The organism is Psychromonas sp. L1A2 (genome assembly GCF_009828855.1).
Classification (GTDB): Bacteria; Pseudomonadota; Gammaproteobacteria; order Enterobacterales; family Psychromonadaceae; genus Psychromonas.
Map to the genome: position 1 here is coordinate 1057734 of NZ_WUAG01000002.1, position 14011 is coordinate 1071744.

Here is a 14011-nt window from a genome sequence, read left to right on the forward strand (position 1 = left end):
AGTCTCGCGAATGATGTTAATGACCGTGTTCGGATGCGTTTTGTTCTGATTCAAAAACCACTTGAGTCCAACCTGCTTTAATTAATGATGTTGTATCAAGCGTGTTAGGTCGTGTTTTAACATCGCTATTAACTTGTGCAGTAACATTTACTTTAACGATGTTTGCTTGTGGTGTTGTGTTTTTAAAATCAATCCAAATATCGAGCGCCTGATCTTGGCTATTTAATAAATAACCAGGACCACCCTGTGCCGGTTTGCTTTGATAAATACCAGGGGCTATTTGCGACCATTGATGTTCACCTTGGTGTGCCCAACTTTTATCTTTTACAAAAGGTGCAATCCAGTCTTCCTCTAACTGCCGTACCGATAACCAAGCTTGATTCGCTTCATGAAAGTAATGTATCTCTTCATAAGCAAGGCGTAATTCTGCAATCATTGATAAAGGAGGGGGTGTTAATTCTGTAATCAACACTTGATGTGCTTGAAGGTTATTATGTTGGTGGTTAACGCTGTTATAAGGTAATAACAGCGCACCAATCATTAAAATAAGGACACATAAAAAAGCAATCCAATAGCCTTCATGTCCCCTATTTTCACTTACAACGAGCTGTTGTATTATCATTTCTCTGTTATCTCAACACTGTCAACTTCCACAGGGCTTTCATGTCCAGAATCAAAGACAATATAAAACTCTTCCACTGTTTTTTTAAATGTAGCAATAGAGCGTTTATCGGTTTTTTCTTTAGCAATTAAGTTGTCATTGTAATCAAACATACTCACTCGAGAATCAATCGCTTTACTACCATCGCTGTAACCCGCTTCACACTCAATAGTCTCACCAATAAATGCGCAATGCATCAAAGGGAAGTGAGCGAAGGCTGTGCTGCTTGATAATAATAACGCAGCGCCACTTAAGGTTTTAAAAGAGGTTTTAAAAGACTTTTTAAAGGTCATTGTTTAGCCCCCCGCTACGGAAGTATTGCTTCGAAAGTAAGGTGTACACTTGCATTCATTTTATCGGCTAATGGGTTATCAGTTAACTTAGCAGTATGAGACGCTTTTAGGATATAACGACCTGCAATTTCAGGTGTGAATTCAATAAAGCCTTGCTCATCACTGACTACGTCAATTTGATCTTGTTGGTTACGGTATAAAGTACCGTCACGTGTAATTTCAGCTTTTACACCAGCTTGCGCTTTACCATTAAAGAACAATTGAAAACGAACTGGTTCAGTTGCCACAATGTCAGCAGGTTTAGTAATAGGTTGTAGCTCCAAGAACTTTCCTTCTAATGGGAAGGCTTTCTCACTTGGTTTACCCACTGTGATATACGTTTCCGCTCGAGTGAAAGTAATCGTTGTACTGATGTCTCGAGAGGTTTCAGGTAGCAAGTTAGTTCGGTCAACTTTGTTCGCACGTATTCTTTTTACTGTATCTCGTTTACCTGCTTTATAATGTGTTACGTAACCTGGTACATTATTGATTTGTACTCGATGCGTGCCTTCTTCAGAAAAGAAGAAATCAAACACTGATCGGCGTTTGCCACGTAATACAAAATCAGGACGCTCTTGACGGCCATCAGGCATGATGATTTGTGCAGTTTCACTACCTGCTGGTTTATCCATTACAAAAGTGCCGTGAGATGCTGTCACATCAAAGGTCAACCAATCCCCACCTTCTTTAGAGATAGTGAAGTGTGATGGTAATACCCATCGAGGATGTGCGTTAGCAAAACTAGACAACATGCTTCCAGCTAGCACAGAACAAAGGACAACCAGTGTGTTTATTTTTTTATTCAACATTTCTCTCTCTCTTAATAACTAATTTAAAAATAAAATTGGGTAATCAAAATAACTTCATCGTACATTTCAAAAACAGTATTTCAGCAACGTCTACAGGTGGTAATCTAAGGTGATTAGTCCTGTTTCTTCAGTAGGCTCTAACTGCATGTTAAAGCCCTCTTCTGCTAGCTGTATTTTTTGACGTATATAATTACGTCCACCGTGCTCTCGTACCACTTCCACATAAAAAGTGTAATCACCTTGCTCTACACGTTTACCTTGTTGATCTAACCCATCCCAACTAAAGCGATATTGTCCGACAGGTCTTGTTGCAGAAGTAACAGCATCAACCACTGCGCGATCATTACGACCCACCTTTCTCCACCAGCTGCGAAGGTCTTTTAACCATTCATCTTCGCCAACCCACAGTTGTATGGTGCGGACAGGTTTGCGTTGCTTGTCTTCAATCCAAACGGCAACGTAAGGGCGTGCATAAATACTCGCTTCGATATTCGGTATAACAAACTCAATATCCATGGTTGCTGTTTCTGGAATGCTCTTAGCCCAGCTTGGTAAAGCGATACATAAACTAAATAGTAAACACGTTAAATTTTTAACTTTCATTGATAGACTCTCGTTTTTAGGTTCTTGTTTTTAAGCTCTTTTTTTGATTCTTTTTTCGTTTTTTGTTTTTTGTTTTTTGTTTTAAATCGGTCAAGCTAAGGCACAGCAAACAGGTAAATCAGTAGCGTGACCATCGAACCAAAAGCCGTCCATTTTAGACCTAAGCTAAAACTCTTCTTTTTAGGCACTAATAAACACACGCCAGTTAAGACAAAAAACACCATGAGTAAGGCGCTAATATCAATAAACCAAGCCCAAACTTCTCCGCTGTTTCGCCCTTTATGCAGATCATTTAATACTGCGATTGCACCGTAATGTGTTATTTCAATTTCAGCTTCTTGAGTTACCATATCGATGAAAACAGTGCTGTTATAACCTGGTCCTTTATAATCTAAGGAAAGCTCTCCTTCGACTAGCTCGCCTTCTTCAACTTCACTGAACATCTGCATCGCTGAAGGTTTTCCTGACAGCTTTCCTTCAGTGGCTAAATAATTTAATAATGGTGTTTTATCAACACTGAACTTCCCTTGCTCTAATACAAAGAATCGGCCTGGTATTGATAAAAGATTACGATCAACATTCGGAGAGTCACTCACATAAAGATGCGGACGATTTAAGGTGATTCCTGTGAGTGAAAAGAACAACACCACCAGTAATAACGCCATCGAAACATAAATATGTAAACGGCGAGCCCATAACTGTACTTTCTTATTTTTGAGCGAATTGGTAACGGTATTAGACATATTCATAACGAGGTTGACAATAAAGATGCAAATGTAATTCATTCTCATTTAAAAAATAATGAAACTTACATTCTTTACATTTGCTTTAGCTTGAATAGATTTATATAGCGAGGCTAATAATTAGAAAGATTGCTTAATGATTAGGTTTCAGCCCAAAGTCGTAACAGGTTTGCATGAGAGCGGCTCACTTGGTCGAAGGCTGAATTTTTACCTTGTGTTGTCATGATATTTCGTCGAGCCAAATCAAGGTCACCAAGGATCCCTCGTTTCTCGGTATCACGCACATAGCTTTCTAACCAAGTAACGGCAACACTTCTTACCCCCTCTGTCACAGGTTCTACGCGGTGCAGTGTGGTAGATGGATAAATAATAGCTTGGCCTGCAGACAATTTATAACTTAACGCTTGCGCTCCAATAGAAAACACCAACTCTCCGCCACTGTAATCTTTTGGATCAGAAAGGAAAATCGTACAAGAGATATCAGATCGAATAATAGAATCAGCGCCCATTAGCGCATCATCAACATGATTTCCATAACCGCCAGAATCTTTACTCTCGCTAAATAAGAAAGGTGCAATTTTTTTAGCATAAGTTGTCGTTGCAAAATCAGGATGTGTGACTAATTTAGTGGTCATCGTGTTAGAAAGATCAGTTTCTAACTCAGGATCGGCATACCATTGAAGATTCTTTTTGACTGACTTAGCAGCCCAACCAGCCGTTTCATCACCTGCGTGAAATGTCCCACGGCTCAAAGTCTGATGTATTTGTTTTAGTTCATCTTCAGAAAGAACATTTTCAAGAATAGTGATCATTAACGAATAACCTTTCTATAAAAAAGCGGACACTACTATGTCCGCTTTATCGTTATTTAAAAATACTATTTAGTGTGTTTATAACAGGACACTTATAAACGGTATTTAAAGTTTAAGTTAAGAGATCGAGGGTCATTCCCTTCTGCCAACACCCAGTTTGGTGTTGAAGCAACGCGACTTTTATCAAACATATTACGAACCACTAATGAGATATCCCAGTTTTCTAGTTCATAGTAAGTTCCGAAGTCAAATTCAGCATATCCAGGTACTTTGTAATCACCATCATTACTACCTGATTCAGCTCTCATACCTAATGCAAAACGAACTGGCTCGCTATCCATCTTATAACTATTCCAAATAGAAAGAGAGTTATAAGGTGTGTAATCTGCTTGTACACCTTTATCGTCACCCGAAGTATCAGACGCGTCAGTGTATGCGTAACTTATACGGCTAGAAATTTGGTCAGTGAGATGAACTAACGCATTAACTTCAACACCTGTTGATCTGAACGCTTCACCTGAACGTTGTACTAACGCTCTATCGCCATCAATCGTTTCATACTCTGTTTGATTTTTAGTATTGATATAAAATAATGTCACACTAGTACTTAACTTATCATCGAAAAAGTCACCTTTAAAGCCTAGTTCATAGTTATCACTTTCTTCTGGATCGTAGCTAACACCATCTTGGCCATATTGTACTAACGTCGATGTATCAATCGGTTCATAAGCTTGGCTGTAAGATGCAAATAGATTCACATCTTGCGTTAACTTATAAACAACACCCGCATCATAGATAAAGTTAGAAGTACTTTGATCATAATCTGAATCATCTGAACTCGTTTCTTCACCTTTGAACCTTGTGTACCCCAACCCTAACGCTAATGTGAAATCACCAAGACTAATACGATCTTTTAAATATAAGTTGATTTCATTATCGATTGTTGTTGAATAATTACCGTCTTTTAAAGAGTCAGGTATTTGAGTATAAATTTGATCATCTGGGTCATAGACATTGATTGTATTATTACCAATCGCATCTTCATTATCTTGGAAGTTACGCATAAATTTAACTTTTTTATTACGGACATTAACGCCCGTTAATAAATGATGTTTAAAAATACCTGTTTCAAATTTCCCTTCAGCATTGGTATCAAGTAAAAAGTATTGGTCTTCGCCTTGAGCATAAACCCACTTTCTTTCTAATGTTGAATCACCAATGGCATTACCTAAACCACTGCTATTACTTGCATAGAGATCTTGCGCGCTTGACTTAGTATTGACCGCCGCAGCGGTTGCATTTAACGTCCAGTTTTGTAGTTTATGTTCAGCACTTAATTCAAAAGTAGTTGATTTATTAGCGCCTTTATCTAACGGGCTACCATAATAGAAACTACGGTTAATAATGCTACCGAAACTATCTGTTGTATCACCTAATGTGCCATTAGCAAGATTAGTGGTGTAAACACCATCGCCATAACTACTACCACCCGTCGTCTCACGATTAATATATTCAAAACGTGGTGTAATACGTGTGTTATCACCAATTTTAAAGGTCAAAGAAACATCGAGAGCTTGCTCATCTGTTGAGCGCCCTTCTTGGTACTCTTCTCCATCAGGTGTTAATTCTGCATTAACTCGATATAACACTTTATCGCCAACCAACTCACCAGTTGAATCAATACTGACTGAGACTTGGTTTCTTTTAAAGTTAGCCGTATCTCCAGACACATAAGATCTTGTTTTTAAACCTAATGTCGTTTCTGATTCTTCTTGAGGTTTTTTAGTAATGACATTAACCATACCGCCACCAACACCTGAACCATATAAAATAGCATCAGAACCGTTAAGTATTGTCACTGACTCTACGTTATAAGTACTAGGAGAACGAGAACCAGAACCAGCTTCACCACCTTGAAGTGAACGTAACCCATTGACCATAAAGTTATCAAGGTTCGTTGATATACCGCGAATAATCACATTACGATCGGCAGAACTGCTGGTATTAATGCTAGTGGCATACTCAGCAATATCCTTAACATCTTCTGCAGACATATCCTCGATTTGTTCTTTTGTTACTTTTACAACAGAGCGACCTGTATCTTTCAAAGATAAGTTCATTTTTGTTGCGGTATTATCGACGGCATTAATTCCTTGCTCAGACTGACCGGTCACCGTCACTACGTCTAACTTAGTCACTTCAGAATCGGCATCCGCAGCAAATGAAGCAGGAGATAAGGCTGTAATTAATGCGGATCCAATCGCTAGGTGAGTAATTGGTTTTGATTTTTTAAAAAACTGGTTAGACATCTTCTAATATTTCCTTTTAGATAAGTTTGCACAACAAACTTAAGTACATAGCGCTATTTATTTTCAACACCCCCAAAACGACAAACATATATTTGTCGCTTTAAGTATTCACAGATAATTTATTTGTAATCTCATTAGAATATTTATAAAAAGTGAGGTGTAAAATCTGAAAAGGATTTTAGTGATAACGGTTATCAATACCAATTAAATTACATTCTTTACATTTGTAGTATGAAAAGCACTCAGATAAACAAAGAAAATCAATAAATGACGTAATGACGATAAAAAGAGAATTAGATAAAATGGAATTGAGAGCAATCACAATGAATAGCTTATCTATTGTGATTGGCATAATAAAAGAAGAGGAAGTCTAGTGCATAAAAAACGGCTAGTTTCCTAGCCGTTACATTATTTATAAATAGTAATTAACAATTCAAACCGCTTATACCAATGGAATTAAATAAGTGATCAGGGATTGCGCAGGAAAAATTAACACTAATAAGGCGTGAGTTGTAGGAGATAGTTGTTCTCACTTCAAAACTCACAACGCAGTTAGAGATAATTTTAACCAGTAAGAATGATCACCTTATTAATTCTTTTGGTATTAGTAACGAACTTGAACCGTTGCCATAAAGTTACGACCTTCACCAACAACAACATTTTGTGCGCCATTAGTTTCGTAGTCATCACTTGTTGAGCCACCACCAGCGTAGTAATCAGTATCAAGCAGATTTTCTACATTGAAACGAAATACCATTTCTAGGTTTTGATCGTATTGAAAATGATGAGCAAGCCCTAAATCAAAGCGAGTATAACCATCTTTCTTAAAGGTATTTGCTGCATCACCATAACGTGATCCCACATAAGTAGCACCCAAGTTAAGATCTGTATTATGAGTCACTTGGTAACGAGACCAAAGGCTAGCAGCGAACTTAGGCACATCAGCAGGACGATTACCTTGGTAATTAGCATCCGTTGTGTATTCAGCATCAAGATAAGTACCTGTACCACTTAATGAAAAATCATCAGTAATGTTACCTTGGAATGCTAATTCAACACCACGATGAACACGTTCACCTGTTTGTGTGACTTCATAAGACTCTGCACTACCCACATTAATTGTTGAATTTTCTTCAGTAATTTGAAAAACAGCACCAGAAGCAAATAATTGTTTATCAAATAATTCCCATTTAGTGCCTAACTCATAAAGTTTACCGTTCACTGGGTCAAGTGATGCACCATCATTCGTTGCATTACTGTCTGATACATCAGACTGAGGTTCAAAGCTTTCAGAGTAAGTTAAGTAAATAGAACCGTCACTTGTTGGGTGATAGATTAAAGCGACTTTAGGCACAATTACATCTAATCTTTCATCTGATTCACCATCATCACCAGGTGTTACTTTCAAATCATAACGCAGGCCAGCAAGTGCTTGCCATTGGTCATTAAAAGTCACCATATCTTGTATATAAAAACCATAACTGTTGTACTTACTATCAGTTGTTCTAACGCTGGCGGTGGTATCAATAGTTGCCGATGAGTTTGGCTCACCAACCGTCGTTGTAGACCCAACTAATGAATACTGTTCTCGCTCATAGCTATAACCTAACCAGTTACTACCGATTAAGACTTTATGGCCAATACTACCAGTATCAAATTCACCGACTAAATCGGCACTTGCCGTTTGGAAGATCCAGTTATCACTACGATCACTACCCGCTTGCGTATAAGTTGTACCATCATAAGATGTTTCAACAGGATAACTTTCAACATCATGACGTTTAAAATCTTGATGGTTGTAACTCACATTTAATGACCAATTATCATTTAATTGCGCATCAACACCAACACCGACATTCTCAACTTCGTTGTCGATATTTGACCATTGTGTATCCCAAATATATTCATCGCCTAAAACAGATTTCCCAGCAACAACATAAGCACCAGAGTCAACACCACCGTTATCTGTTGTACGGTCGTAATGTGCAGAAATAGTCACTGCATCATTAAGATCGTAATCAATAAATAGACCGCCAACAAAACGATCCGTTGAAGGCGATGAACCATCACTATAGCTGCGCCATGAGTCGTAGTTTTGTTGTGATAACACCAAACGACTACGTAACGTTTTTTCTTTGTTCAAAGCACCACTAACGTCCAGTGTGCTTCGAGTTGAATTGTTTGAACCTAAGTCTTGGCTAAAGACAACATGTGTTTCTGCCGTTGGCTTTTTAGACACCATGTTAATCAGACCACCTGGCGCCGATTGTCCGTATAACAATCCAGCAGGACCTTTTAATACTTCGACTGACTGTAATAATTCAACAGGTTGACGGTAATGAGACCAATGTTGTTTACCATCTCGTAAATAACCAGTGCTACTACTAAGTTCAAAACCACGCAAAGCGAAACGTTCACGATTACGACTATCGCCTAATGCTGAAACACTTGAATCATTTTTTAATACATCGCTTAATTTGGTTGCACGTTGTTCATCAATTAATTGCTCATCAATCACCGTGACTTGTCCCGGCGTTTCAAGCTGAGTCATTTCCATGCGCATAGAGCCAGTATTGCTGTCCGCTTTATAGTTAGCGCGCTCACCAGTCACCACCATTAACTTTTCAGGATCGGCTTCAATACCTGCATTTTCAGCAGCATTGACATAAATGACTGATGAGGCGAGCGTCGCACCTATTAACATAGACAACTGACTTCTTTTAAACATTTTCTATTTCTCCCTTGTATTAATGATTGTTTATTATCAATTCCATTTGAGCGTTCAATCGCACTAACTGATGGAAATAATCGCTAAAAATACGTGATAATAATTATCAATAACAACAAAATTACATTCTTTACATTTGCTAGATAAAAGTTAAATAGAATAAGTAATAGGTAGGTAAATCATCTGAATAGCATTTTTTAAAACAGAGAAATAAAATTAACCACACATTTATAAAAGCACGATTAATTTATTTTAAAAGAATATGAGAGGTTATACCGATTACATTAAATAAGTGATCTAAATTTTGCGCAGGAAAAATGAGTTAGTTCAAGGCGAAAATTGAGGCCTTTCGAAGATTAACTTCGTTAATCGTCTATCGGTGAATTAACTAAAACATGTTAATTCATTAATGGTTGTTCCATTTACGAAATTTACAACGAAGAAATAAGTTATTTTAACAAGTAAAATAGATAACTTAATTAGTGTGATTGGTATTAGCAGACTATAAAAAACACATTAGGACACAAGACATTTGTGCAACTTTTTCAGTGAAAGCATAGCCTTTTCCATGCACTGTCTTTATATGTAATTTAGACAGGCCTGCATTAGACATTTTTCGACGGATGTTACTAATATGAACATCTAAATTACGGTCAAAAGCAGATAATTCCCTTTTTAACACTTCCTTCTGTAAGGTTGCTTTAGAAATAATGTCTCCGTCATTTTTACTCAAATATTGCACTAACTGCACTTCAGTATCAGTTAAAGGCAGACGTGATATTTTAAATGAAAAGCGCTCAGAACAATTATCAAATGCAGCACGTTGTTTTTCTAATGCTACACGCCGTAATAACACTTCGATATGCACTAACAAAGCTTGTTCTGAATAAGGTTTATTAAGATATTGATCAGCGCCAGCCTTTAATTTATCAAGCAAATTAGCTTGGTCATTAGCTTCGCTCAATAACAAAATAGGAACGGCAAAACGCTTACAAATGGTTGAAATGACTGTCTGAGTTTCTTTAGCAACTAAACTAGTATCAGATTGCTTATTACTCGACAGATTACTACTGGACAGATCACGACTGGACAGATCACGACTTGATAAATTACAGTCAGAAAACTGAGTATTAGAAAGCGTTGAGGATAACTCACTAGAGGATTCTTGCCTAAAAATAGCTTTGCTAGCAACACAGGTATTCGCAGAAAAATTATCGGTAAGTAAGTCATTCGAAAACTCATTGTCTAATATCACAACATCAGCACTTTGCTGCTGTAAATGAACCAAAGTACTTTTAACATCATCAAAACAAGTCACTTGATGTGTCGCTTTAGTTAATATTTGTGTTAACAATTTTTTGCTTTGCAAATTATTACTAACCACTACGATATAAGACATAACAACCTCAATAAACGATAATGAGTCGCATTCTACTTTCAAGGGTTTACTTTATCAATATCTCTTTGGTAACAAAGAGATAAATCTTTTATTTATTTCTGCTTTATCTAATGAAAAATCTTCAATTTAAAAGTAATAGTGTTCCATTGAATCTTTATTTAATTATTTATATAGGGGAAATAAGTGTAAAAAATAACGTAAACACTTGTTATTTAATATAAATTTAATGATGTAGTTATTTATTTTAAGCAGTAATATTAATTAGCTATAGAATGGTAAAGATATGAAAATAACTTCATGAATATGCTTATCCATGAAGTTATTAAAAATGATTGTAAGCGACTAATCGCTATTAAGCTGATAATGAAATAGACGATGCCACATTAACGTTACTGCGACCCAATGCATTCAATACCGCTTGCATAGAAGCCGTTAAAATATCGTGACAATTAGATGCTGCACAATAGCGACTTCCTTTAATGCTAATTTGCACATAAGCCATTGCTTCAGCTTGTTCATTTTCAGCACCTAACTTGCTTGGTAACGCATGTTCAGTGTAATCAATTAACACAATGTCATGACCAATAGCGACACTTAAGCCTTTCACAAAGGCATCCAATACACCTTTACCTTCACCCTTTAATTCAAGTGTTTGGTTCTGTGTTGTCAACTGTGCTTGTAACGTATCAACACTGCCTTCACGATTAAGTTGGTAACTCTCAATATTAACTGCATGTACTGGATTTAAGTAGGTGTTTGAGAATATTTCATGTATTACTTGAGGCCCTACTTCTGCTTCACTTTTCTCAGCAAATGCTTGAATGTGTGGACTAAAGTCGACTTGCATCCAGCGTGGCATTTGAATGCCATAATCTTGCTCAAGTACATAAGCGACACCGCCTTTACCTGATTGACTATTTATACGAATCACTTGCTGATAGCTACGACCTAAATCACGAGGATCAATCGGTAAGTAAGCTACTTGCCAATGCGCATCAGGGTCTTCTTTACGCTGTTCCGCATCAATGCTCATACATTTGTTAATCGCATCTTGATGGCTACCAGAGAAAGCAGCAAATACTAACTCACCAGCATAAGCATGACGTGGATGAACCGCTAACTGAGTGCAGCGCTCAACTGTTGAAATAATGCGGTCCATATCAGATAAGTTTAATTCTGGATCAATACCTTGGCTGTAAATGTTCATCGCCATGGTCACGATATCCATATTACCCGTGCGTTCACCGTTACCTAATAATGTACCTTCAATACGGTCAGCGCCTGCTAATACACCTAGCTCAGCAGCAGCAACACCACAACCACGGTCATTATGAGTATGTAAACTAATTCTAACGGCTTCACGATGACTGATATTGTCATTAATCCATTCAATTTGATCTGCATAAACGTTCGGAGTAGACACTTCGACTGTTGCAGGTAGATTGATGATCACTTTATTATCAGGCGTTGGTTGCCATACGTTAATCACGGCATCACACACTTCTAGTGCGTAATCCATTTCTGTTCCCGTAAAACTTTCAGGGGAATATTGGAAAGACCAATGTGTATCAGGTTGTTGAGAAGCCATCTCTTTTACCCATTGCGCACCTTGAATGGCAATGGCTTTAATTTCTTCACATGATTTTTTGAAAACTTGTTCACGCTGTACTGTAGACGTTGAATTATATAAATGAACAATCGCTTTCTTAGCGCCTTTCAATGACTCAAAACTACGTGCAATCAATGGTTCTCTTGCTTGTGTTAATACTTGAATCGTTACATCGTCAGGAATCAAATCTTCTTCAATCAATTGGCGAACAAAATCAAAATCAGGTGCAGATGCCGCTGGGAAACCTACTTCAATTTCTTTAAAACCTACATCAACTAATAGCTTAAACATTTCTAGTTTTTGGCTTGGGCTCATTGGCTCAATAAGTGCTTGGTTACCGTCTCTTAAATCAACACTACACCAATCAGGTGCAACACTAATAACACGGTTAGGCCAACGTCTATCGGTTTTTTGAATAGGCGCAAAAGCACGATATTTTTTATGATTAAAACTAGATGGTTGATTGCTATTCACTGGCATAAGAGATTCCCTAAAACTATTTTTTGATATGATTGTTATCATTATAACGATAAAGCAACAGTAAAGCGTAGTATAAACGAATTAGCGAGTTGGCTCAGCATGGTAAGGTTATTGCCACCCATTTCCGGTAAGAAACTTCGCTCGCTATTCATGCTGTAAACTATAGCGAATTATAATGAGGGAATGGTTGCAAAGTTACCCTTATAATTGCAAAATATTGCAACAAATAACTACAAAAACAAAAAAATGTAGTGATTAAATACACATTGAGAAATAACCATGCAATCAATCGTAAAATTAGACCGAATAGACAAGCAAATATTGCAACTGATGCAAGCTAACGCGCGTATTAGTAATTTAGAATTAGCCGACAGTGTTGGTTTATCACCAACACCCTGCTCTCGTCGTGTTAAACGCTTAGAAGAATCAGGTATTATCGATAAACATGTCACCCTATTAAAGCCTTCTGCTTTAGGTTTAAACCTAACAGCAATGATAGGTATTAGTATGGACAGGCATACGCCAGAGCGTTTTGAAAACTTCCAAACATCAGTTAGCCTATTACCAGAAGTATTAGAGTGCTTAATTGTGACAGGTCAATCGGCTGATTTTTTATTAAAAGTGATCGTACGAGATATGCAACATTATGAACAATTTCTGTTAGGTCATATCACCAAACTAGAAGGTGTAACAGGCGTACACTCTAGTTTTGTTTTACGTGAAGTCATTAAGAAAACAGCATTACCGCTCGATTAATAAAATAAGAGTAAGATCAGTTAATTATTAGGCTCATTCACTTAAAAAGTAACTTATTTACAGAGCAATTTATAAAGGATAAGAACATGACAGCAGCATTAGAAAAAATCATTATTAATCCATCTTCAGACGCAACAAGCTGTGTTATTTGGCTACACGGTTTAGGCGATTCAGGCGCGGGATTTTCACCTGTAGTACCCGTATTAAATCTACCAAAAGATCATCAGATCCGTTTTATCTTTCCACATGCACCAGAGCAAGCAGTAACCATCAACCAAGGTGCAGTGATGCGATCTTGGTATGACATTAAAAGCATGGATCTACATAATCGCGCAGATCTTAATGGTGTAATGGCATCAGAAAAAAGACTACATGCATTGATTCAAGAGCAAATTGACAGTGGCATTCCAGCGGACAAAATTGTGTTAGCCGGTTTTAGCCAAGGTGGCGTAATTAGCTTATTTTCAGGGTTAAGGTACCCACAAAAATTAGCCGGTATTTTAGCTATGTCTTGTTACCTACCAAACCCAGATGCACTGCCTACAGATCTATCATCAGAAAATCAAAAAACGCCGATTTTACAACATCACGGAGAGCAAGATGAAGTGGTTCCAATTAGTGCAGGTAAAATGGCTAACTCGCTATTAATTGATGCAGGTTATGCCGCTAAATGGACGTCATATACCATGCCGCACTCAGTCATAGCAGAACAGCTAGCCGATATTTCAGCTTGGATTCAAAGCGTATTAAAATAAGACTGATTCAAACAT

Annotated in this window: 12 protein-coding genes; 2 read left to right on the forward strand and 10 right to left on the reverse strand. The window is 37.4% G+C overall.

Annotated features, from left to right (window positions below):
- Positions 1–16: 16 nt before the first annotated feature.
- The 10 genes from GQR59_RS14960 to leuA all read right to left on the reverse strand — a co-directional run bounded on the left by GQR59_RS14960 (position 17) and on the right by leuA (position 12485).
- Positions 17–622, reverse strand: coding sequence for a DUF6162 family protein (locus tag GQR59_RS14960; RefSeq protein WP_160064010.1), 606 nt, complete (start codon positions 620–622; stop codon positions 17–19).
- The gene (locus GQR59_RS14965) at positions 619–954 is read right to left on the reverse strand and encodes a hypothetical protein (protein ID WP_160064012.1); all 336 of its coding nucleotides are present in this window, start codon (positions 952–954) and stop codon (positions 619–621) included. The genes GQR59_RS14960 and GQR59_RS14965 overlap by 4 nt, the downstream gene beginning before the upstream one ends.
- Positions 955–968: 14 nt before the next feature.
- Positions 969–1802 (reverse strand): DUF4198 domain-containing protein, encoded by an 834-nt coding sequence (locus GQR59_RS14970; RefSeq protein WP_160064014.1) that lies wholly within the window; start codon positions 1800–1802, stop codon positions 969–971.
- A 90-nt stretch (positions 1803–1892) separates the two neighbouring features.
- Positions 1893–2405: a DUF2271 domain-containing protein gene (locus GQR59_RS14975; RefSeq protein WP_025564830.1), complete on the reverse strand. Its 513-nt coding sequence runs from the start codon at positions 2403–2405 to the stop codon at positions 1893–1895.
- Between the two features lie 95 nt (positions 2406–2500).
- A complete protein-coding gene (locus tag GQR59_RS14980) occupies positions 2501–3148 on the reverse strand; it encodes a PepSY-associated TM helix domain-containing protein (protein ID WP_160064016.1) in 648 nt (215 codons plus the stop codon).
- A gap of 140 nt (positions 3149–3288) precedes the next feature.
- Entirely contained in the window at positions 3289–3960 is a 672-nt protein-coding gene (locus tag GQR59_RS14985) for a Fe2+-dependent dioxygenase (protein ID WP_160064018.1), read from the reverse strand.
- A 92-nt stretch (positions 3961–4052) separates the two neighbouring features.
- On the reverse strand, positions 4053–6269 hold the full coding sequence (locus GQR59_RS14990; protein WP_160064020.1) for a TonB-dependent siderophore receptor: 2217 nt from the start codon (positions 6267–6269) through the stop codon (positions 4053–4055).
- 604 nt (positions 6270–6873) lie between these two features.
- The gene (locus GQR59_RS14995) at positions 6874–8997 is read right to left on the reverse strand and encodes a TonB-dependent siderophore receptor (RefSeq protein WP_160064022.1); all 2124 of its coding nucleotides are present in this window, start codon (positions 8995–8997) and stop codon (positions 6874–6876) included.
- A 502-nt stretch (positions 8998–9499) separates the two neighbouring features.
- Positions 9500–10438 (reverse strand): response regulator transcription factor, encoded by a 939-nt coding sequence (locus tag GQR59_RS15000; RefSeq protein WP_236546785.1) that lies wholly within the window; start codon positions 10436–10438, stop codon positions 9500–9502.
- A 310-nt stretch (positions 10439–10748) separates the two neighbouring features.
- Positions 10749–12485, reverse strand: coding sequence for a 2-isopropylmalate synthase (gene leuA / locus GQR59_RS15005; protein ID WP_160064026.1), 1737 nt, complete (start codon positions 12483–12485; stop codon positions 10749–10751).
- A gap of 279 nt (positions 12486–12764) precedes the next feature.
- Between leuA and GQR59_RS15010 the strand changes: the two genes are divergently transcribed.
- The gene (locus GQR59_RS15010) at positions 12765–13241 is read left to right on the forward strand and encodes an Lrp/AsnC family transcriptional regulator (RefSeq protein WP_137297527.1); all 477 of its coding nucleotides are present in this window, start codon (positions 12765–12767) and stop codon (positions 13239–13241) included.
- Positions 13242–13327: 86 nt separating this feature from the next.
- Positions 13328–13996, forward strand: coding sequence for an alpha/beta hydrolase (locus GQR59_RS15015; RefSeq protein ID WP_160064028.1), 669 nt, complete (start codon positions 13328–13330; stop codon positions 13994–13996).
- Positions 13997–14011: the final 15 nt, after the last annotated feature.